Consider the following 21,142-nt stretch of genomic DNA (forward strand, 5'->3'; position numbering starts at 1 on the left):
TCAGAATGTGACCTCTTACATTAATTATTTATTTAAACGATAAACCCATTGACGATGATCGCGTTCGATCAATTCGTCGGCTGCAGCTGGACCCATTGATCCTGGCGTGTAGTTAGGGAAGTTAGGTTGTTGTAAGTCCCAAACTTTGCGGATTTGATCAACAAATTTCCATGCGTATGAAACTTCTTGCCAACTTGAGAAGTTGGTACCGTCACCCTTAAGAGCATCATGAAGCAAACGTTCGTATGGTTCTGGCGTTTTCTTTGAGTCTTCAGGATCAACGAAGTATTCCATGGTAACTGGTGCAGTTTGGAAACCTTGGTCGTTGTTCTTAGCATTGATTTTAAGGGCGAATCCGGCCTTAGGTTCAATGTAAAGAGTCAAGACGTTAGTATCCAAAGGCTTCGAAGTTGAGCTACCTGGGAATGAGAAGATATCAACAAGTGGCTTCTTGAAGACAACGTCCACACGAGTGAACTTGTCAGCAAGAACCTTACCCGTTCTAATGTAGAATGGGGTACCTGACCAACGATAGTTATCAAACATTAATTTACCGGCAACGAATGTTTCAGTGTTGGAGTCGGCAGGAACATTGTCCTCTTCACGGTAAGGGTTAATCTTGCCACCAGCATCGTATTGACCACGAACAAAGTTAGTAGCGGCTTCGGCAACGTTATAAACGCGAAGACTACGAAGTGCCTTAACTTTTTCAGCCCGAATGTCGCTGTCAGTAAAGGCAACGGGTTGCTCCATAGCAAGCAGACTAACGATTTGCATAATATGGTTTTGAACCATGTCACGTAAAGCACCAGACTTGTCATAGTAGGAAGCACGTTCCTCAACACCCAACTTTTCGGAAAGGGTGACTTGAATGTTATCAATGTAGCGATTATTCCAAAGGGATTCGATGATTGTGTTACCAAAGCGAAGGGCTTCGATATTTTGAATCATTTCCTTACCTAAGTAATGGTCGATACGGAAAATTTGTTCTTCATCAAATGATTGAGCAAGAGCTTCGTTAAGTGCCTTTGCGGAATCATAGTCCCGGCCAAATGGCTTTTCAATGACAAGACGGCTAAAGCCCTTGTCGTTGACGAGGCCTTCACTACGAAGGTAGCCAGCAACAGTGCCAAAGAAGTTTGGTGCCATTGAAAGGTAGAAGATTTGGTTGCCTTGAAGCTTGTATTTTTTATCAAGTTCCACAGCACGTTCTTTTAGAACAGAGTAATGGGCTTTGTCAGTAACATCATGTGCTTCATAATAGAAGTGAGAGATGAACTTTTCGGCTTCTTTACTATCTGAACCAATAGATTTTTGAACCCTTTCACGGAATTTTTCGTCAGTAAGCTTGTCGCGGGCAGTTCCAACAACGGCAAACTTTTCACGTAACGTTCCCTTTTGGTATAAGTTAAACAATGAAGGGTAGAGCTTACGATAAGCAAGGTCTCCAGTACCTCCAAAGAAAATAAATAGTGCACTTCTTTCAGATGCCACTAATAGTCACTCCTTAATATAGTTAAGTATTTAAAAACGGTTTAATAGATTTAAAACGCGATTGTGTGCAACCGACTGCATTGGGTCGCACCATAATGTCTAGTACTTGCTTATTATATAACATTTCCTACTGTTGAACAGCTATTTGACGAAAGTTTTCTTGAGTCAACAGCGAGTGTCCAAAAATAGGTCGTGCTAACCTATATGAAAATTGCTTTCATAAAAATTAACAAAATTGAAAGAAAACGAGTAAAAACGGTTTTCATAGTCAAAAAAGACAAATATTTCATTAAAATTGTTAAAAAGACATAAGGATTTCTAAAGTTACCTTACTTTACACCTCATTGAGACTATACTATTCAAGTTGAATCAAGTAAATTGAAGATAATTGAAGGAGATCAAGAATGAAAAATATTAAATTAATTGCGGTCACATTTTTAGCGGTAGTTGGTATCATCACTTTAACAGCAACTGTTAGAGCATCTGCTGCAACAACAACTGCGACCCCAAGTTTAAGCGTTAATGCGATTTACTCTGGTGCCAAGACTGTTTCAGGTAAGGCAACTAAGGGTGTCAATATTACCGTTAAATCTAGCGCAAAGAAAAATTTAGGAACTGCGGTTGCCTCAAAGAGTACCGGTAAGTATACGGTTAAACTTTCAAAGGCCTTAAAGTCAGGATCTTCAGTTTATGTTTATGCGCGTGCAAAGGGTGCAACTAAGTACTTCTACCGAATCATTCACGTTCAAGCAGCTAAGAGCAAGACAAACGTTACCAAGGTAACCAAGACGGCTACTAAGGCAACAACAGCTAAAACAACGACGACCAAAACAACAACGAGTACAGTTAAGAAGGTTTCTCCTGCAACACCAACTGGCACTTGGACTTCAAACTCAGTAAACGGCTATAAGCTTCGTTACACATTTAGCCAAAAGACTGGTTTTTCATCAAACGTCATTAAGTCAGGTAAGAGCAAAGCCGTTATTTCAAATGCGACATATAACGTGACTGCAAAAGCAACGAACTTCTGGAAGATCACAACTAAGACTCATAGTGGTAAGAAGGGAACGTTCTACGTTCGCTTTAGCTCAAACAAGAAATTTACGCTCGTTAACAGTAAAAACCAAAAAGTTAAGGTCAGCATTGGTAATGCACCAAAAGCTGTTTATACATTAACTAAATAATTAACCATCTGAGGGTGGCCGAGACTAAACTTTTGTCTCGGCCATTTTTTATTGTCTATTACTTATCCTAATCGGGCTCCAAAAGACACCTCCCTACGCCTAACTACGATTAACAAACAATCCAAGTACAGGATTATTTGTTAATCTAGGTTACGCTCGGAAGCTAACCGTCTTTCGTCGCACCTCCCTTTTTTTGTACTATAATTTAGTCATACTCAAAAAAGGAGTGCGGCTATGACAAAAATGATGAAGGCGGTTGGCTTTTACGAAGGTCTGCCGGTCAGCGATTCTAAGGCATTTGAAGACGTTCAACTGGAGAAGCCGGTTGCAACGGGCAAAGATTTGTTAGTCAAAGTTCAATCAGTTTCGGTGAATCCGGTTGACACCAAAACACGGGAGGCAACCCCCAAGCAAGCAACGCCAAAAGTAATTGGATTTGATGCAGTTGGAGAAGTTGTTGGCCTAGGAGAATCGGTCACTAAATTTAAGGCCAGCGATCAGGTTTACTACGCGGGATCGATTATCCGATCTGGCAGCAATTCTGAGTTTCAATTAGTTGATGAGCGGCTCGTAGCTGCTGCACCCAAGAAACTGACGGTTAATGAAGCGGCAGCAATGCCACTCGTCAGCTTAACGGCGTACGAGCTCCTATTTGAAAAGATGGGCTACACATTTGGTGAAGGCGCTAATACTGGTAAAACGATTTTGATTATCAATGGCGCTGGTGGCGTTGGCTCGATTATGACGCAACTAGCAAAATGGAGCGGTTTGACGGTAATTGCAACGAGCAGTCATGGTAAATTTGACTGGCTAAGGGAAAACGGAACTGATTTTCCGATTGATTACCGTGATGATCTGGTGCAATCCGTTTCTAAATTACCGGTGGGACTCATTTCTGGAATTGCAATTCTACACGTTCCCCAACCTTACCTTGAGGCAGCAAGTGAACTTATTGCACCATTTGGCCACGTTGCGACAATTGTTGGTGCTAACGTGGAATTACCAGTGGATGTTTTGAAAGATAAGGCCGCAAGCTTTGACTGGGAGTTCATGTTTGCCAAGAGTAAGTACCACTTTAATGAAGCATCGCAAGGTCAAATTCTAGCGGACATGGCAAGCTTGTTTGATTCTGGAAAACTGCACTCAACGATGACGGAGATCATCGCGAATGGAATCAATGCGAAAGTGATGCGTGAGGCTCATAAAAAAGTTGAAAGTGGACATATGAGCGGCAAGTTAGTGGTGGCTGGACCATTTAATGCTGATTAGTGTTCAACGTAGCAGCTGAGAAGCTGCTTTTTTCTACGATTAGTCAAGAGAAACCTCTATTTTATGGGGTTCTCTTTTTTTTGAGCAGTACTTTAAGATTTTTTCCCGTGTTTTATAGATTGTATTACCGAATAAATGTATGATAAATAGCACCTCTGGTGTTATTGATTTTTTGAGGTGTTATAATTGTGTGTGAATGAATTATGATTTATTTCTCTGGTGAGAATTGTGTTGAATCATATAATTCATTATTTTTAATTAGGTGGTAGATGGTCCTAATCAGACGTCCCATCGCAGCTATGGCAATCTTCTTAGTGTGTGATTCACTAGAAGATTGCTTTTTGCGTTGATAAAAAATACTGATATTCGATGGATGATATTTGGCGACACTCATCATGTTTAAGACAGCTTTAAATAATATTTTTCTTGCATATGGATTACCGCGCTTTCGAATATGCTGCATCATCTCGAAATCCCCAGATTGATACTGGATCAAATCAATTCCAACGTATGCATTAATGGCATTGGAGCTATGAAATCGGCTAATATCACCTAACTCAGCTAAGAGACAAACTGCTGTTTTAATACCGAATCCCGGAATTGATTCTAAGATTGGGATTTCGGCAAGTAAGCTTGAAATCTTAGTCATTTCCTCAATAATATCTGCCTTAAGTCCGCTTAAGTGTTCAACCTCGTTAGCTAGATAAATAACGGAGTGAACTGCGTGAGCGTTGTAATCAACTGCGGGGGCAGATTGACTTGCCAAATCATGAAGATGCCTAGCTAGAGCGAATGCACGCTTCTCACTCATGTTTTTTGGTGTAGCCTTTAAAATGAATTGGGCTAACGCTGGTAATTCGATTGCTAATACAAGGCTGGCATGTGGAAATTGTTGCACGACGTGCCAATACAATGCACCATCGGTCGTGCTTATAAATTGTTCCACCTCTGGGAAAGTAAGCTGCAACTTTTGATGTAATCGATTTTTAGCTCGTACAATATCTTCGTTGAATTCTTGATAGGTTCGCTCCAAGTCGTGAAGCTCGCCATACACAGCTTTTCCTTAAAGGTCGACTGATAATGATGTTGTGCCATTGCCATTGCTAATGAAACGGCATCTAACCGATCATTTTTATTATGCCTAAACCCATCCATGTCTTTTTTTGCTGCTAATGGGTTAATTTCCGTATAATTCCAATTTTCCCTTTGAAGAAAGGACCGTATACTTCGGGAATAGATGCCAGAAGATTCAAAAATTACCTTCGGCGATCTAAAACTGTTAAGCGCATCATCAAGTATTTTGTAACCTGGTCGGTTATTGGTTATTTTAAATTCTTTAAACGTCCTGCCATCAATCAAAATGGCTACGTTTGAACTATGTTTACTGACATCAATACCAAATATGATTTCCATATCAAGCATCATCAAACACCACCTACATAAAAGTTGTATTCATCGATTCACTCATCTCAATTTTCAATACACGACTTTAATAGCCAACAGACTTCGAGCGAGCTCATTGGTGAACCGGATGAAGTTGCCGTTTTTTGTTACGACGTCACCGTAAGGTGCGCCAAAAAGCAATTCGACATGTCAACTTCATTTCCACTTTAACAGAATATAAAAGTGGTGAATCATAATTCCGTCGAATTATGATTCACCACTAATGTTAGTCAGTTTTTGTGGACGAAAATCCCTTAAATGGATGAAAACCTATGTCAGTTGTGCCATAATTAGGGTAATAAATAAACGGAAAGCGAGCAGAAGATGCAAAATAAGAAAACAGAAATTAGTTTGCCAGCAGTGTTCTTATCGACACTTCTGTTGAATGCTGGGGCGTCATTCATGTGGCCGCTAGTCACGGTTTATATGCATAATTACTTGGGTAAAACACTCACGTTAGCCGGCACAACCCTTTTGGTCATGTCCCTCTTCATGATTTTGGGAAACTATATTGGAGGATATTTATTTGATCATTGGTCTCCTTACAAAACGGCAATTATCAGCTGTTTGATATCGATGGCTGGAATGATTCTCCTCATTTTATTCCATAGTTGGCCAATGTTTGGCATTCTGTTAGCGGTTGTTGGATTTGGCGACGGCGCCAGTATGACGGTTGGTAATTCGTTTGCGGCTTCGGTTAAAAGTAAAACGACCCGCTACGTTTTTAACGCATTGTACATCGGCATGAATCTTGGTGTGGTTGTTGGGACGCTATTAGTCGGTTACCTCCTCGACTTTGGCATTACAATTGTACTGAGTGTGACAACCCTGTGCTATATCGGATTACTTGTGATTATTCTGATTGAGTTCCCCGCAACGCTGAAAGCGCGGAAGGGTAAGGGCAGCAAAAAGGAAGTTGTTAAACGATCAAATAAACTGGGATTGATGATTCCTATTTGCGTGATGGTATTCAGTGTTTACTTGAGTTACACGCTGTGGGAAAGTGTCCTTTCGGTGCACATGACGAACCTCAATATTTCATTTGAAAAGTACAGTTTACTTTGGACGTTAAACGGCCTAATGATTGTGGTCTTGCAACCAATTGCGAATCGAATTGGTGCCAACTATAAATTGAGTTCCCAAATAATCCTTGGGGTTACCATCTTTGCAAGTTCGTTCTTCTTACTCGTATTCGCAGATCGCTACCCAATCTTCATTGCCATTATGGCTATTTTAACCATTGGTGAAATGATTGGTTTTCCGGGAATTCCGGCTTGGGTGGACTCGCTTTCTGATGAGAGTCAAAAGGGAAAGTTTCAGGGCTGGTTTAACATGGCAATCTCGGTTGGCCGAGCGATTGGTCCACTATTTGGCGGGGTGATGATTGATGTGTTCAATTATCAAATTTTGTTTATTTCGGTGACGGTTATTATGTTAGCGGCGTTGGGAGTCGTCCTACTCAGAAGGCGACAAAGTTCAGTGAGGGATGAGTAAATGAGCCCCGAAAGCTTAAAAAAATTACGAAGTGAGCAGCATGAAAATGAGCAATTATTACTGACTCAAATTGGCAAACGGACATTTACCTATTCAGTTGATGCCTCAGAGGCTGATAAAATGCAGGCAAAGCTCAACTTTCTGCGCACACTTAAGCAAAGCCTTCAAAGTAGTTTCCGGTTTACCAATTTTCAAGCAGAGTTTATCGTCAACGAATGTATGACGGGAGTGCTGTTACGGAGCAATGAGTTCATGCTGGTTGCCCCGCAGGACACAAAAAAAGCAGAAAAATTGGTTCGCGCCAGTTTCCTGCTTGCTAATCACTATTTTCGATTTATTGAAACGATGCTGGATTAATCGGCTAAGAATCCTTGACCAGCAATGACGCCTTTGAGTTCTGCTCGGAGCTTTGGATCCCGCGATAATCCTTGCACAATGTGGTGCGTGAAGGATTCAGGACGGGCATTAGAATTTCGACTTTGATAGTAGGCATTCAAAGCGGCATCGTAGCCATTTAATTGCGTTGAAAAGTCGGCAGGAAGCTTGTAGCCACCCTCAAAATGCATCATCGCTTCTGGCATTCGGGGTTTCAAACCAGGGGTGACAGCTGGATGCCCTAGGGCAATCCCGAGAAGTGGAAAAGTTAATTCGGGAAGGTTAAAGGTATCAATGACCCGTTTGGAATCATTGAGGATACTGCCCATAATGGTGCCACCCAGTCCTAAGCTTTCAGCTGCAACCATGATATTTTCGGTTGCGATTGCCGCATCCATAACACCGGCTAAGAATTTATCAGTTGTTCCCAACACATCAGCAGGAATTCCCTCATTCTTGGCAATTTGTAAATTACGATACTGGTCCACCACCATTAATAGGAAGTGGCCACTCTTTTCAAGCCAATGATGACCGGAAATTTCACCAAGAATTGCCTTTTGTTTGGGATCGGTCACGCTTATAATGGAGTATTGTTGGGAAAATGTACTGGTAGAGGCGTGCTGAGCTGCAGAAATTAACTGAGCAACCTCTAATTTAGTTAACGGTTGATCCGTAAATTGGCGCACGCTGCAGTGGTTCTCAAGTTGGTCGATAATTTTATTTGCCAAAGAACTAAGCCTCCTCAGCAACGACTTCAGTTAATCGCTCTAACAGGGCATTGTAGACGCGGGGTTCGTCACGCGGAACGCCTCGAAGTTCGTAGTCAGCAAGGAATGGGGCTTCGTAATCGGAAGCGTAACGCTTTGCAGTTAAGCAATATTGTTCATTAAAGTTTTTATTGCCACTTCCAACCACGCCAATTAAGTGGTTACGGTTGGTTGAATAGGCGATATACTCACCCATAACGTTGGTCATCAATTCTTTAACACCAGTATCAATACCATTGCCACCGTCTAAATAGGTTGGCACAAAACAAAAGTAATCTTTCGTTTCCTTTTCAAAGTCGGATTGCTCTGAAATTTCGGTTGCTTCGATGAGTGGTTTTTCGGAATCTTCACTGTGCTGTTTCTCGGCAAATTGGGTCAGATGGGTGATAAAGTTGCGGGTGTTTCCTTCGATTGAGATGAATAAAATTCTAATTGGTTTCAATGAAAATCCTCCGTTCAATTTAGGTCATTATGATATTCTATCTTTAGCTAGTATTTTACACTTTTAATCAGGTAACTTCATTCAAGATTACACAAAACAAATATTATTAAATGGGGAAGTTGTTATTATGGCAGAAGAAAAAGTTGATTTACGTACCAGAAGAACCAAAACGCAAATTGAAATGGCGTTCTTTAGATTACTTAAGAAAAAAGGATTTAAGGCGCTGACGGTTCAGGATATCAGCAAGTCAGCAGGAGTAGGTCGTTCGACATTTTACAGTCATTACTATGATAAATACGACCTTTTGGAGAAATTGGTTTCTACATATACTGATCAATTTGCAGCGGTTGTTCGCCAACGGTTCAATATCAAAGATTCTAATGCTGCCTCAGAAACAATTAAAATGTTACTCCTCGTTTTGCGTGAGTACCAAGAAGACTTAAAACTATTGCTGGAGGTCCACACGGAAGAAGCCGATTTAAGTAGAAGCTTCCAACACGTGCTAAAGGTAACGGTTAAGGAATACCTAACGGGCATTCAGGAAACAAACGATATTTCGTTACCAATCGATTATCTTGCTGAAATGTACGCGATGAACGTCATGACCTTCTTGACGTGGCAGTTGCAACATGGTCGCGATGATAAGGTGATTGAGTTTGGTGATCGGTTGCAGGAAATTGTACTAGATCCTAAACTATTGGATCAAATTACATCGGGTAGAAAGTAAATAGGGTCAAGCAAAAAGGGAAGTGTCCAACTAGTGGGCGCTTCCCTTTTTAGTGATTAATCATCATCTTCGTCATCATCATCTTCGGTAACGGGATCGACTGGTTTTTGGACCGTGACCTCAAACCAATTGATAAATGAGTTTTCATAATCTAAGACTTTAAAATCAAAGTTGGCAATCTTGATGATGCTTCCCTTTTTCAAATTGGGCTCAAGATCGATAATATATCCAGCAATTGTGACGTTGTCCGCATCTTCAAATTCTTTGATGTCGGTCTGGAAGTAACGCTCAAAGTCGTAAGTTGTCATCTTCCCATTTACTTGGAAAGAGCCGTTTGGTTGCTTGAAGATGTCTTCAGTAGAAGAATCATCAATTTCATCACGAACGGTGCCAAATAACTCTTCGTAAATATCCTTATCAGTAATGATTCCGGAAGTTCCACCGTATTCATCCACAACGACCACAATTGGTGTTCGTTTCTTAATCATTTGCTGGAGAACTGTTGCGATTGGCGTTGTTTCGGGTGTCGTCGAAATATCACGTAAAAGGCGATCAATGTGCATCGTTGAATCGACCTGTGATTGACGAATTAAATCGTAGTTATAAACGTAACCTAAAATTTTATCTTTATCGCCATCGGCAACAACTGGCAAACGGCTGAATTTTTCCTGCAGGTAAACGTTGATTGCTTCCTTAACGTTTGATGTAATATCTAGGACGATAAGCGCAGTTCGGTCAATCATGATGTCTTTGGCAACTTTATCGTTTAATTCAAAGGCACGCTGCATGTAAACTAAATCATTTTGCTCAAGCTGGCCACCCTCAACGGCATTTTTAGAAAGGCTCAGGATTTCTGATTGTGAGAAAACCTCATCACTTTCATTTGCGACAGGTAGACCGATTAATTTAACAACGCCGTTTGAAGAAGCATTGAGTAACCAAACGAATGGGTAAAATAGGATATGGAAGAAGTGAAGCGGATTGGTAACAACTCTTAAAACCTTCATTGGCATATCAATCGAAATGTTTTTTGGAACAATTTCGGTGAAGACCACTTCTAAGTAAGTTAAGACCAAAATACCGACAACGGCACTAACGGCGTGCATTGTGGCGCCACCCGGATTTAAGTGGGTGATGTTCAACAAGTCCACCAAAATAGCCACAACGGTGGATTCACCTAACCAACCCATGATAATACCGGCAACCGAAACGCCGACTTGAGTTGTTGATAGGTATTCGTTCAAATTAGTAACCATCTTCAAAGATCGATTAAGACGTACAGATGGTTTGTCCAGCTGTTCCATTTCGTCTTGCAGTGCACTTGGCCGCGTTTGGACCAAGGCAAATTCGCACGCTACAAAGAACGCGGCAAACAAGAATGTGATTAACAATATAATTAAATTAATAACTATGTGACCACTATCCAAAAAAATCATTCCTCATTTCTTATCTCGTCATTATTATGTTTATCCTTCATTATACTGCTGATGACCTAAGATATTAAGCAGTTAAGTGAAATCGGCAAAAATAATTAGGAAAAAGGTCGGAAAATTGATTCTACAATATCTGTTGTTGGTAATAGATTTTCATCTATTACTGATGACAGATTTTTTATTTATGGCTAGAATAAAAAAGCGGACATTTCCTGTCCGTTCATCCAAGTCAACCACCACGAAGATTTTTCAGAAAGAAGGAAATGCCCTATGTGTCATGATACTACAAAATTATTATTAGGAATAGCTGACGAGAACCTAAAAATTACTGACGGTGAAACTGGAGAAGACGGGGTTATTCGCTTAACTGGCCACTTGGATTACACGCCGAAGGCTTGTCCCAAGTGCGGGATTATCAATGATCAAAAGATTATTAACTACGGCTGGCGCAATACCACTATCAGATTCTCGAAGGTTCTGAGCAACACCGTCATCTTAGCCTTAAAGCGCCGCTATTTCCACTGTAAAGAATGTCACGGCAACTTTCTTGCACAAACAGTGGCAGTTCCGAAACACTGTACAATTTCAAACACCAGCCGCAAAGAATGCCTAGAGAAGCTCGGTGAACCGGTCTCTTTGAAGCACATTGCCAATGAAGTATCGGCATCAGATTCATTTGTGGGCCGCCAGTTAATGCGCGCTGAACGAGACTTTCAAACCAATTGGCACTATTTACCAGAGATCATCTTAATGGATGAGGTGAAGAGTACCAAGAGCGCTACTGGTGCCATGAGCTTTGAGTTCATGAATGGCGAAACCCATGAATTAATCGACTTACTCCCTTATCGAACCATCAATAAACTAGAGAAGTATTTTTACCGCTTCGATCAAGCTGCCCGAGAAAACGTCAAAATTATTGTGACTGATATGAATTATACCTACCCCAAGCTTGTGCAGACCGTGTTCCCCAATGCCATGGTGGTCATGGACAAGTTTCATATTATCAACGCCCTAAATCGGGCGTTTAACAAAACCAGAATCAAGGTGATGAAGAAGTTTACCCCGTCTTCTCGCGAATTTCACGCCCTTAAGCGCTACTGGAAGCTGTTGTTAGTACCAACTGAACAGCTTAACTTTGAACAATTCAAAAAGTGGACTAATTTTCCTTACTGGATGGCTGCCACCGATGTTGTCCATCAGCTGTTATCGTTGGATTCAGAACTAGAACAAACTTATCAAGTCTTAAACAGCGTCCGGTCAGCTGTCCAACATCAAGATTGGCATAACTACAATGCGGCATTTTGGAATAACAAAACGTATTCTGAAGAAATGAAGAACACGATTAAAACACTTGAAAGCCATCATGATGAGATTCGTAACACCTTTACCACACACTATTCAAATGGTCCTTTGGAAGGTTCTAATAATAAAATCAAGGCGATCAAACGAGCCAGTTTTGGCTATCGCAGCTTCTGGAGGTTTAGAACTCGAGTACTATACGTTTTCAAAATCAAAACAAAAAGAGCCCTAATCACGAAGTGATTAGAACTCGAAATATGGATTCACCAACAACAGTTGACGAAGAGCCGGAAAATTTAACGTTTGCAAAAATCAGTGCTATGTTTGAGATGGAGTTAAATTAATAAGGAGATCTTAGACATGGCAACAAAAGAAGCTGTAAAGAAAGAAGAAGTCACTTTTAAGTATGATGATGCGGATGTTGAAAAGGGTGCCAAGATAATTGACGACCGTGGCTACATCACGAAAAAAGACTTTCCAAAGATGGATAATGCACTTTGGTCAGCTGGTTTTGAAAAGAAGATTGACGAGTACTTGTTAAACAAGGACGAGAGCCACTACATGTACTTTGAGAAGTTCGATTTTGCAGGTGGCACTATCGAAAATATCATCTTCGACATGGATAAGATTAAAACCCGTACCGCAGCGTTGAACCAATTGGGTGAGACACTGGATTTGAAAGTATTTTAAAATAAAAATTGAAAGTAAGTTAAAAGAGTAAAAAAAAGGGCCGGGACAAAACAAATGTTTTGTCCCGGTCCCTTTACTATTTCCGAATATTCTTGCTTAGTCGGGTTCCAAAAGGCTGCTTTCTCCGCCTAGCTACGATCAACAAACAATCCCAAGTGCAGGATTATTCGTTAATCTAGGCTGCGACTTGGACTGTCGTATTTCGACATAGTCCAATCGACATCGTAGCGAAGCGTAGTATGCTCAAAAGCAAACCGCCTTTTGTCTCACCCTCATTTTTTGCTTATTAACCATCCTCAGCATCTTCTTTTGAATCAATCAGCTGAATCTGAAATGTTTGACCATTTGCCTCAAAGGTTTCTGAAATCAAACTGTCCTTTTTAAATGGAACAATAATTCGGTCATAAATTTCATCGTCTTTATCTAGTAATTCCAAATGAATGCCGTACTGAATTTGGTAGAACGGACTAACGGCAACGTCATACTTAAAACTCGTGCCATCACGGTAACGGTAGGTTAGTAATTGATCTAGGATTAAGGGTAATTTTACGAGATGCACCATTAGTTCGGACTCCTTTCAACTTTACTATTGCCATTATAGCAGGTATTTTTGGATTACTTTTAGCACTCTTATATTTAGAGTGCTAAATTCTTGCATATCTGATCAATACTGACTAATATAGAAAATGTAAAGAGATAAAAGAAATTGAAAGGGGTTTTTATTTATGGCTAACAGTTTAATGAACAAAGATTTCGGAATGTTTGATCCAATGGATATTTTCAGTGACTTTGATCATGGGTTCATGAAGGAATCCCAAATGAAGACAGATGTTCGCGAAACCGACAAGACTTATGAGGTTGCATCCGAGTTACCTGGCTTCAAGAAGGAAGACATTCACTTGGATTACCGTGATAATACCTTGAGAATTAGCGCGGTTCACAATTTGCAAAAGGATGAAAAGGACAAGAAGGGGCAGTTGCTTCGTCAAGAACGATCATCGAGTAACGTTGTGCGTTCCTTCTATCTTCCTGGCGTTGATAAAGACAATGTTTCCGCAAAGTATGATGGTGGAATTTTGACGATTTCCTTGCCAAAGGTAGATGGGCAAGTGGAAGATGATCACCATATTGAAATTAACTAGTAAGTGACAAAGAGCTGATCTGCAGATGCAGACCAGCTCTTTTTTGTTAATATTGCTTTCCTAATTCATAAACTAGTTCAGGTTCATTTCCCGTTCGTTGGTTCTTATTCAAGAGGTCAATCATCGTCATTTCGTCTTCAGTCAATTCAAAATCAAAGATGTCGATGTTTTCTTTAATTCGTTCTGGGGTCTTTGACTTCGGAATGACGGCGACACCTTGTTGAATTTCCCAACGAAGAATGACTTGGGCAACGGACTTGCTGTGGTGGGCCGCAATTTTAGCAATCATTGGGTTGTCGAGAACGGCACCACGGCCAAGCGGGCTCCACGCCTGCGTTGCAATTTTTTCTTGTTCATCAAATTTGACGAGTGGTTTGTTTGTCAAATAGGGATGCAGTTCAACTTGGTTAACCGCTGGCATTTCCTCAGCTTTGGTGGCCAATAGTTGCAAATGAACTTGCTGGTAGTTGGAAACTCCGATGGACTTGACTTTGCCATCTTTTTTCAACTGTTCCAGTGCTCGCCAAGTATCGAAAAATTGGGTCTGGATTGGCCAGTGAACCAGCAGTAAATCGAGGTGGTCAGTCTGTAGCCGTTTGAGCGAATCGTCAATACTGGCAATGGTTAAATCGTAGCCTTGGCTATATTCTGCAACCTTTGATGTGATAAAAATTTCATCGCGGGGAATCTGCAGATTAATGAATGATTGGCCTAAAAGGTCCTCATTTCGGTAAAGTTGAGCGGTATCAAATAGGCGATAACCAGCGTCGTACGCCGTTTTAATGGATTGATCCATTGTTTCTTGGTCAGTAAGAAGGTAAGTTCCGAAGCCAACGAGCGGCATCTTATTACCATCTTTTAGGGTGAGCGTCTTTTCAATTTCTGACATTATGCTTCCTCCAATAGTTGAATAGCACTATTATAACATTGAAAGCGCATTAACTAAGTTCCAAATTTTTGGTAAAACTAGGCGGAAATGGTGCGAAAACTTGTGATTATTGAGTACAATAATGGTAAAAGTAAACCGAGGTGACCTAGATGACCGAAGCAAAAAGCTTATCCTTAACCAATTTAGATCAAGGATTAACCGCAGATGAAGTTCAGCGGGCGGTTCAATCTGGTCAAAAAAATGCGCCAACCAAGCCCCTGACAAAATCGATTCAACAAATTGTCAGCGGAAACTTTTTGACGTTATTCAATTTGATTAACATTGTGTTGGGGGTTCTGATTGCATATACCGGCAGTTATAAGAACCTGTTGTTTTTGGGAATCGCCATTGTCAACACGGCGATTGGAACCTTCCAGGAAATCAGATCCAAGCGCCAAATTGATAAGATGACGATTCTGTCCGAAGGCAAAGTGAAGGTGCGACGAAACGGAGAAATAGTTGAGTTGCGGCGAGAAGAACTTGTTTTAGGCGATTTGCTGATTGTTGCGCGAGGTGATCAAATACCGCTTGACGGAATCGTTCGCACAACGAAGGGAATTGAACTCGACGAATCCCTCATTACTGGTGAACCTAATGCCATCAGTAAGCAAACTGGCGATCAAATGACATCTGGCAGCTTCATTGTTAGTGGGCAGGCGGTCGTTCAAGTAACGGCGATTGGTGAGAAAAGTTATGTTCATCAAATTACCGCGGCTGTCCAAACTGAAAAACCGCATGATAACAGCGTGTTACTCACCATCATCAACCGAATCATTAAAATATTGACCATTGTGATTATTCCCCTAGGCGTTATTTTATTTATATCAAAACAAATGCATGGCAGCTCGTTTAACCAGGCAATTTTGGGGACGTCTGCCGCAATGATTGGGATGATTCCAGAAGGATTGGTATTGTTGACCTCCGTTGCGTTAGCGGTCTCTGCAAGAAAGCTGGCCAACCGCAACGTGCTGGTGCGAGAATTGCCCGCTATCGAAAATTTGGCACGGGTGGATACGCTTTGTTTAGACAAAACGGGAACCATTACGAGTGGTAATTTAATTGTGGATCACATCATTCCTTTGGGAAGCGCTCATTCAGATACGGAAATTAAGACAATCATGGGCAGTTTTATTAATGGAATCGATGACCATAACGAGACGGCTGAGGCACTTAAAAGAGTCCTACCAGGAAAAACGGGCCAAATTCAAACCGTTATTCCATTTTCTTCTGACCGGAAATGGAGTGGGGCCGCGGTCAATAATCAGAATTACGTCTTGGGAGCACCTGAATTTATTCAGACTGATTTACCAAAAGAATTAGCAACGCGCATTATGAATTATTCCAAGGAAGGTTTCCGAGTTTTGTGTTTTGCCAGCACATCGGAATTAACCCCGACAAATTTAGGCAAAGTGATGCCGTTAGCGCTCATTTTGATTACGGACGAATTACGAGAAAACGCCAAAAACACGTTTGAATACTTCAATAACCAAGACGTTGCGCTCAAAGTGGTTTCCGGTGATAACCCAGTTACCGTCAGTAAAATTGCCCAAAATGCAGGAATTAAGAACACGGATAAGTTCGTTGATATGAGCCAGTTGGGAGATCAACCGGATTATGGCACGTTGGTTGCAACCTACACCGTTTTTGGCCGAGTTAAGCCTGAACAAAAGCAACAATTAATTGCCGCTTGGCAGGATCAAGGCCACAAGGTTGCCATGACGGGTGACGGTGTGAATGACATTTTGGCTTTGCGTCAGGCCGACTGTGGTATCGCGATGGCAAGTGGAAGCGAAGCCGCAAAGAGTATTTCTGACTTTGTTCTCATTCACTCCAACTTTGATGCAATGATTGCCGTTCTAAATGAAGGGCGCCGGGTTATTAATAATATTGAGCAAGTTGCGTCGCTATATCTCATTAAAACGATGTACTCCGTTGCACTGAGCCTCTTATTTATCTTCTTAAAGAGTGGCTATCCGTTCCAGCCGATTCAATTAACGCCGATTTCAACGCTGATGGTTGGAATTCCGTCCTTCGTGTTGGCATTGGAACCAAATTATGGTCGAATTACGGATCGGTTTATGAAACAAGTAATGGAGGTCGCAGTTCCAGCGGCAATTTGCGTGGTCGGGTACATTTCGGTCATTTTCATCGTTGGTGGCGGGGTGTTTGGCTTGAAATATGCGCAAACCTCAACGTTGAGCGTCATTTTGACGGGGGCGGTTTGTCTCACTGCTCTGATCACGGTTTCAAGGCCACTCAATCGACTAAAGGTTTTACTGCTGACGACGATGGCAACCCTCTTTATTATCACCGTTGTTTTCTTTAGTCACTTGTTCTCACTGGTCTCACTCTTCAATTTGGGATTAGCGATGCTTTACATTCCATTGCTGGTAACCGTTTATCCGATTTACTTTGTGGTACAGGAACTCTTGGGAAAACGCGTATTTAGTAAAATCAAATGGAAGACCATTAAATAATCATAAAATAGCAGATTACCTAGTGTAATAAACTAGGTAATCTGCTATTATTTAGGTAACAGCTAAAGGAGTGATTTTTTATGAAGGGTTATGAAAAATACCAACAGTGGGAACGGCAAATTCGCCAAGTTTCCCTGCCACACTGGTCAGAATTACCAAAATTTGATTTGTACATGGATCAAGTACTGGCATTTTTGAATGGCACGTTGGGGGCGCTTGGGCTTGAAACTGTGACGGCTCCTATGGTAAATAACTACGTGAAGCATAAAATTATCATCGCGCCAGTCAAGAAGAAATACCAAACGATGCATTTAGTCGACTTGATTATGATTAGCCTCTTGAAGCCAATGTTTTCAATGGAAACTATTCGATCGGGGATGGATCAAGTCACTGCGGGCGATTTTCCAAAACAGGCCTACGATAACTTCATTGATGCACTGAACGATAGCCTCGCCCATTTGGGTGAAGATCGGAAAGAGCCTCAGTCGTCTAACTTAAATCAAAAATTGATGCAGGTGGCGGTGGATGCAGTTGTTGATAGTATCCAAGCAAAACAATTATTGTCATTAATTGAGCGACCCTTGAGAAAAATAGATAAGGCAAAAAAATAAAAAATTTTATGATGAGTCCAACTTTATTGTTGGGCTCATTTTTTGTGTCAAAAGCCAGACAACGTTCAATCATTCACATAACAGCAAAGAAACCGCTTTCAAAAGTTATCACTTTTTATAAAGCGATACAAGTATTGATATAATAGTGTTAGATAGACAATAAAAAAATAAAAAAATAGTTCATCAAATTGGTTTACATTTTAAAAAGGTGTGATAATATAGAGAATGTGAAAAACATAACAATAGAGAAAACAATTTATTGGAGGTTATTGATAATGCTAAAAGAGATTAAGAAGACCACAATTAAAATAGATAAAAATGAATCAGTTGACCAAATGATTGACCGTTTAACAAAGAAAGCCCATGAAGCCCTTTGTGCCATGGATGATTTTACCCAAGAACAAGTTGACCACATCGTTCACCAGATGGCGATGGCCGGACTTGATAACCATATGAAGCTTGCTAAACTCGCATACGCTGAAACTGGCCGTGGTGTTGTTGAAGACAAAGCAATCAAGAACATTTTTGCAACAGAAGAAATTTGGAACAGTATTAAAAATGACAGAACCGTTGGGATCATTAATGATGATCGTGAACGTGAATTAATCACAGTTGCAGAACCACTCGGTATTTTAGCCGGTGTGACACCAGTTACCAACCCAACTTCAACTACTTTATTTAAGGCATTAATTGCTGTTAAGACGCGTAACCCAATTATTTTCGCCTTTCACCCACAAGCTCAAAAATCTTCCGTTGAAGCTGCCCGAATCGTTGCCGAAGCTGCTGTAAATGCTGGAGCACCTGAAGGCGTTGTTCAATGGATTGATAAGCCAAGTATTGAAGCAACTTCAGCTTTGATGAACCACCCAATGGTTGCGTCAGTTCTTGCAACTGGTGGTCCTGGTATGGTTAAAGCAGCTTACTCAACTGGCAAGCCTGCTTTAGGGGTTGGTCCTGGTAATGGCCCAGCTTACATTGAAAAAACAGCCAAAATCAAGCGTGCTGTAAATGATATTGTACTTTCAAAAACGTTTGATAACGGAATGGTTTGTGCTTCTGAAAACAGTGCCATCATTGACGCGGACATCTACAAAGACGTTAAGGATGAAATGGAGAAACGGAAGGTTTACTTCATTAAAAAGGCAGACCACAAGAAATTAGCCGATGCAATGTTTGATACAAAGCGCGGCGGTGTAAAGGGTCCAATCGCTGGTATGTCAGCTGTTAAGATTGCTGAACTTGCTGGAATTGATGTTCCAGAAGATACAAAGGTCTTGGCTGCAGAAATTACCAAAGTTGGCCCAGAAGACTGGTTATCAGCTGAAAAACTTTCACCAGTGCTATCAATTTACAAATCAAAGGATCACAAAGATGCCTTTAGATTAGCTAACGACTTACTTCACTTTGGTGGACTCGGTCATACGGCTGCCATTCATACGGAAGATGACGATTTAGCAACTGAATTTGGCATCAAGATGAAGGCAAGTCGAGTTCTTGTTAACACACCATCAGCAATTGGTGGGATTGGGAACATTTATAACGAAATGATTCCTTCATTAACACTTGGAACTGGTTCATGGGGTAAGAACTCCGTATCACATAACGTTTCCTCATTTGACCTGCTTAATATCAAAACGATCGCAAAGAGGCGGAATAACATGCAATGGGTTAAGTTACCACGAGTTTACTTCGAAAAGACGTCAGTTCGTTACCTTAACTCTATGCCAGGCATCAGCAAAGTATTCATCGTCGCTTCTCCTTCAATGATTGAACACGGATACGTTGACAAAGTGTTAGGTGAGCTCAAACGCCGTCCTAATGAAATCGAATACTCACTCTTTGCCGTAACGGAATCAGATCCAACAACGGATACAGTAAATAAGGGAACTGAACAGATGCGGACTTTCCAACCAGACACGATTATCGCACTTGGTGGTGGTTCTCCAATGGATGCTGCCAAAGGAATGTGGTTATTCTACGAGCATCCAGATGCAAGTTTCTTCGGCGCAAAGCAAAAGTTCTTGGACATCCGTAAGCGAACTTACCAACTTGAAAAGCCTAACAAGGCCCAATTCGTTGCAATTCCAACGACATCAGGTACTGGTTCAGAAGTAACGCCATTTGCCGTCATTACTGACGCTAAGACCCACGTTAAGTACCCACTTGCTGATTATGCATTGACACCAGACGTTGCCATTGTGGACTCTCAATTTGTTCAAACGGTGCCAAAGCGTACGGTTGCGTACTCAGGTTTGGATACCTTAACTCATGCGATTGAATCATTTGTTGCCAACATGGCTTCAGATTACACGAGACCATTGTCACTACAAGCAATCAAATTAGTGATGGAAAACCTCACAGATTCATACAATGGTGATGCCCAAGCTAGAGAAAAGATGCATAATGCGGCTACTTTAGCCGGAATGGCATTTGCCAACGCCTTCTTGGGAGTTGACCACTCAATCGCCCACAAACTTGGTGGCGAGTTTGGCCTACCTCATGGTTTGGCAATCATCATCACCTTGCCACACGTTATTCGTTACAACTTCAAGGAACCTAAGAAGTTGACGATGTGGCCTAAGTACGAGTACTTCCGTGCCGACGAAGACTACGCAGAAATTGCGCGTTACCTCGGCTTGAAGGGCAATACGAAGGAAGAACTCAAAGAAGCCTTAGTTAAAAAAGTTATCGATTTAGCACACTCAGTCGGCGTCACCCTTAGCTTAAAGGCTAACGGCGTTGACAAAGCCCACTTCGATGCAGAAGTTGATCGTTTAGCTGAATTAGCTTACGAAGACCAATGCACGACTGCTAACCCTAAGGAACCACTCATTTCAGAATTGAAACAAATTATGATTGATGAGTACGACGGTAAGGGTGTTGAAAAGTAAAATTAAGTAACAAAAACTGACTAACATTAGTGGTGAATCATAATTCGACGGAATTATGATTCACCACTTTTATATTCTGTTAAAGTGGAAATTAACCCATTAGCAGCAAAAAAAGACATGGATGGGTTTAGGTATGATAAAAATGATCGGTTAGATGCCGTTTCATTAGCAATGGCAATGTCACAACATCATTATCAGTCTGCCTTTAAGGAAAAAGCTGTGTATGGTGAGCTTCACGACTTGGAGCGAACCTATCAAGAATTCAACGAAGATATTGTACGAGCTAAAAATCGATTACATCAAAAGAGGTGCTATTTATCATACATTTATTCGATAATACAATCTATAAAACACGGAAAAAAGCCTTAAAGTACTGCTCAAAAAAAGAGAACCCCATAAAATAGAGGTTTCTCTTGACTAATCGTAGAAAAAGCGTGTCACACTAGATGAAAGCTAGCGTTGACACGCTTTTTGTG

At 41.1% G+C, this 21,142-nt stretch carries 20 protein-coding genes; 12 read left to right on the plus strand and 8 right to left on the minus strand.

Features of this window, described 5'->3' with window-relative positions:
• Positions 1-24 precede the first annotated feature (24 nt).
• Positions 25-1,494, minus strand: a complete 1,470-nt coding sequence (gene zwf / locus FGL90_RS05020; protein ID WP_147657167.1) for a glucose-6-phosphate dehydrogenase — start codon at positions 1,492-1,494, stop codon at positions 25-27.
• 404 nt (positions 1,495-1,898) lie between these two features.
• Here zwf and FGL90_RS05025 point away from each other — a divergent pair, with 404 nt between their 5' ends.
• The gene (locus tag FGL90_RS05025; RefSeq protein WP_010620470.1) at positions 1,899-2,678 is read left to right on the plus strand and encodes an Ig-like domain-containing protein; all 780 of its coding nucleotides are present in this window, start codon (positions 1,899-1,901) and stop codon (positions 2,676-2,678) included.
• A gap of 234 nt (positions 2,679-2,912) precedes the next feature.
• Complete coding sequence (locus tag FGL90_RS05030) at positions 2,913-3,947, plus strand: zinc-binding alcohol dehydrogenase family protein (protein WP_010620469.1); 1,035 nt, start codon at positions 2,913-2,915, stop codon at positions 3,945-3,947.
• Positions 3,948-4,155: 208 nt separating this feature from the next.
• Here FGL90_RS05030 and FGL90_RS05035 read toward each other — a convergent pair whose 3' ends face one another.
• Positions 4,156-4,980 carry a transposase gene (locus FGL90_RS05035; protein WP_225423025.1) on the minus strand — a complete coding sequence of 275 codons (825 nt, stop codon included), beginning with the start codon at positions 4,978-4,980 and terminating at the stop codon, positions 4,156-4,158.
• A complete protein-coding gene (locus tag FGL90_RS10485) occupies positions 4,878-5,372 on the minus strand; it encodes an IS110 family transposase (RefSeq protein WP_225423026.1) in 495 nt (164 codons plus the stop codon). The genes FGL90_RS05035 and FGL90_RS10485 overlap by 103 nt, the downstream gene beginning before the upstream one ends.
• Before the next feature lie 342 nt (positions 5,373-5,714).
• Between FGL90_RS10485 and FGL90_RS05040 the strand changes: the two genes are divergently transcribed.
• Both FGL90_RS05040 and FGL90_RS05045 read left to right on the plus strand, forming a co-directional pair.
• Positions 5,715-6,884: an MDR family MFS transporter gene (locus FGL90_RS05040; protein WP_010620468.1), complete on the plus strand. Its 1,170-nt coding sequence runs from the start codon at positions 5,715-5,717 to the stop codon at positions 6,882-6,884.
• Positions 6,885-7,241: a hypothetical protein gene (locus tag FGL90_RS05045; RefSeq protein ID WP_010620467.1), complete on the plus strand. Its 357-nt coding sequence runs from the start codon at positions 6,885-6,887 to the stop codon at positions 7,239-7,241. It begins immediately after the preceding gene.
• On the opposite strand, the gene FGL90_RS05050 is transcribed toward FGL90_RS05045, so the two are convergent.
• Both FGL90_RS05050 and nrdI read right to left on the minus strand, forming a co-directional pair.
• The gene (locus FGL90_RS05050) at positions 7,238-7,987 is read right to left on the minus strand and encodes an NADPH-dependent oxidoreductase (RefSeq protein WP_147657169.1); all 750 of its coding nucleotides are present in this window, start codon (positions 7,985-7,987) and stop codon (positions 7,238-7,240) included. The two genes, FGL90_RS05045 and FGL90_RS05050, sit on opposite strands and share 4 nt — an antisense overlap.
• Before the next feature lie 4 nt (positions 7,988-7,991).
• Positions 7,992-8,468, minus strand: coding sequence for a class Ib ribonucleoside-diphosphate reductase assembly flavoprotein NrdI (gene nrdI / locus FGL90_RS05055; RefSeq protein ID WP_010620465.1), 477 nt, complete (start codon positions 8,466-8,468; stop codon positions 7,992-7,994).
• 127 nt (positions 8,469-8,595) lie between these two features.
• Here nrdI and FGL90_RS05060 point away from each other — a divergent pair, with 127 nt between their 5' ends.
• Positions 8,596-9,195: a TetR/AcrR family transcriptional regulator gene (locus FGL90_RS05060; RefSeq protein WP_010620464.1), complete on the plus strand. Its 600-nt coding sequence runs from the start codon at positions 8,596-8,598 to the stop codon at positions 9,193-9,195.
• Positions 9,196-9,251: 56 nt separating this feature from the next.
• Here the strand turns inward: FGL90_RS05060 and FGL90_RS05065 are convergent, their stop codons facing one another.
• Complete coding sequence (locus tag FGL90_RS05065) at positions 9,252-10,631, minus strand: hemolysin family protein (RefSeq protein ID WP_187240399.1); 1,380 nt, start codon at positions 10,629-10,631, stop codon at positions 9,252-9,254.
• A 267-nt stretch (positions 10,632-10,898) separates the two neighbouring features.
• Between FGL90_RS05065 and FGL90_RS05070 the strand changes: the two genes are divergently transcribed.
• Both FGL90_RS05070 and FGL90_RS05075 read left to right on the plus strand, forming a co-directional pair.
• Positions 10,899-12,170, plus strand: coding sequence for an ISL3 family transposase (locus tag FGL90_RS05070; protein WP_035457977.1), 1,272 nt, complete (start codon positions 10,899-10,901; stop codon positions 12,168-12,170).
• Positions 12,171-12,287: 117 nt separating this feature from the next.
• Positions 12,288-12,617, plus strand: coding sequence for a hypothetical protein (locus FGL90_RS05075; RefSeq protein ID WP_010620462.1), 330 nt, complete (start codon positions 12,288-12,290; stop codon positions 12,615-12,617).
• 286 nt (positions 12,618-12,903) lie between these two features.
• On the opposite strand, the gene FGL90_RS05080 is transcribed toward FGL90_RS05075, so the two are convergent.
• Positions 12,904-13,179: a hypothetical protein gene (locus FGL90_RS05080; protein WP_010620461.1), complete on the minus strand. Its 276-nt coding sequence runs from the start codon at positions 13,177-13,179 to the stop codon at positions 12,904-12,906.
• Between the two features lie 163 nt (positions 13,180-13,342).
• Between FGL90_RS05080 and FGL90_RS05085 the strand changes: the two genes are divergently transcribed.
• Complete coding sequence (locus FGL90_RS05085; protein ID WP_147657173.1) at positions 13,343-13,759, plus strand: Hsp20/alpha crystallin family protein; 417 nt, start codon at positions 13,343-13,345, stop codon at positions 13,757-13,759.
• 46 nt (positions 13,760-13,805) lie between these two features.
• Here the strand turns inward: FGL90_RS05085 and FGL90_RS05090 are convergent, their stop codons facing one another.
• Positions 13,806-14,648: an aldo/keto reductase gene (locus FGL90_RS05090; protein WP_010620459.1), complete on the minus strand. Its 843-nt coding sequence runs from the start codon at positions 14,646-14,648 to the stop codon at positions 13,806-13,808.
• Between the two features lie 149 nt (positions 14,649-14,797).
• On the opposite strand from FGL90_RS05090, the gene FGL90_RS05095 reads away from it, so the two are divergent.
• The 4 genes from FGL90_RS05095 (at position 14,798) to FGL90_RS05110 (ending at position 21,035) form a co-directional block, all read left to right on the plus strand.
• Positions 14,798-17,164, plus strand: coding sequence for an HAD-IC family P-type ATPase (locus FGL90_RS05095; RefSeq protein ID WP_010620458.1), 2,367 nt, complete (start codon positions 14,798-14,800; stop codon positions 17,162-17,164).
• An 80-nt stretch (positions 17,165-17,244) separates the two neighbouring features.
• Positions 17,245-17,775 (plus strand): DUF1836 domain-containing protein, encoded by a 531-nt coding sequence (locus FGL90_RS05100; protein WP_147657175.1) that lies wholly within the window; start codon positions 17,245-17,247, stop codon positions 17,773-17,775.
• A 275-nt stretch (positions 17,776-18,050) separates the two neighbouring features.
• The gene (gene adhE, locus FGL90_RS05105; RefSeq protein WP_010620456.1) at positions 18,051-20,666 is read left to right on the plus strand and encodes a bifunctional acetaldehyde-CoA/alcohol dehydrogenase; all 2,616 of its coding nucleotides are present in this window, start codon (positions 18,051-18,053) and stop codon (positions 20,664-20,666) included.
• A 117-nt stretch (positions 20,667-20,783) separates the two neighbouring features.
• The gene (locus tag FGL90_RS05110; RefSeq protein ID WP_263862573.1) at positions 20,784-21,035 is read left to right on the plus strand and encodes an IS110 family transposase; all 252 of its coding nucleotides are present in this window, start codon (positions 20,784-20,786) and stop codon (positions 21,033-21,035) included.
• Positions 21,036-21,142: the final 107 nt, after the last annotated feature.

It is taken from the genome of Secundilactobacillus malefermentans, assembly GCF_008033155.1.
In the GTDB taxonomy this organism is placed as follows: domain Bacteria; phylum Bacillota; class Bacilli; order Lactobacillales; family Lactobacillaceae; genus Secundilactobacillus; species Secundilactobacillus malefermentans.

Coding starts and splice junctions, on each gene's coding strand:
- FGL90_RS05065 (WP_187240399.1), bottom strand. CDS start 10,631: ATGATTTTTTTGGATAGTGGTCACATAGTTATTAATTTAATTATATTG.
- FGL90_RS05080 (WP_010620461.1), bottom strand. CDS start 13,179: ATGGTGCATCTCGTAAAATTACCCTTAATCCTAGATCAATTACTAACC.
- FGL90_RS05060 (WP_010620464.1), top strand. CDS start 8,596: ATGGCAGAAGAAAAAGTTGATTTACGTACCAGAAGAACCAAAACGCAA.
- FGL90_RS05040 (WP_010620468.1), top strand. CDS start 5,715: ATGCAAAATAAGAAAACAGAAATTAGTTTGCCAGCAGTGTTCTTATCG.
- FGL90_RS05090 (WP_010620459.1), bottom strand. CDS start 14,648: ATGTCAGAAATTGAAAAGACGCTCACCCTAAAAGATGGTAATAAGATG.
- FGL90_RS05045 (WP_010620467.1), top strand. CDS start 6,885: ATGAGCCCCGAAAGCTTAAAAAAATTACGAAGTGAGCAGCATGAAAAT.
- FGL90_RS05025 (WP_010620470.1), top strand. CDS start 1,899: ATGAAAAATATTAAATTAATTGCGGTCACATTTTTAGCGGTAGTTGGT.
- FGL90_RS05100 (WP_147657175.1), top strand. CDS start 17,245: ATGAAGGGTTATGAAAAATACCAACAGTGGGAACGGCAAATTCGCCAA.
- FGL90_RS05030 (WP_010620469.1), top strand. CDS start 2,913: ATGACAAAAATGATGAAGGCGGTTGGCTTTTACGAAGGTCTGCCGGTC.
- FGL90_RS05070 (WP_035457977.1), top strand. CDS start 10,899: ATGTGTCATGATACTACAAAATTATTATTAGGAATAGCTGACGAGAAC.
- FGL90_RS05095 (WP_010620458.1), top strand. CDS start 14,798: ATGACCGAAGCAAAAAGCTTATCCTTAACCAATTTAGATCAAGGATTA.
- adhE (WP_010620456.1), top strand. CDS start 18,051: ATGCTAAAAGAGATTAAGAAGACCACAATTAAAATAGATAAAAATGAA.
- FGL90_RS10485 (WP_225423026.1), bottom strand. CDS start 5,372: ATGATGCTTGATATGGAAATCATATTTGGTATTGATGTCAGTAAACAT.
- FGL90_RS05110 (WP_263862573.1), top strand. CDS start 20,784: ATGGATGGGTTTAGGTATGATAAAAATGATCGGTTAGATGCCGTTTCA.
- FGL90_RS05085 (WP_147657173.1), top strand. CDS start 13,343: ATGGCTAACAGTTTAATGAACAAAGATTTCGGAATGTTTGATCCAATG.
- FGL90_RS05075 (WP_010620462.1), top strand. CDS start 12,288: ATGGCAACAAAAGAAGCTGTAAAGAAAGAAGAAGTCACTTTTAAGTAT.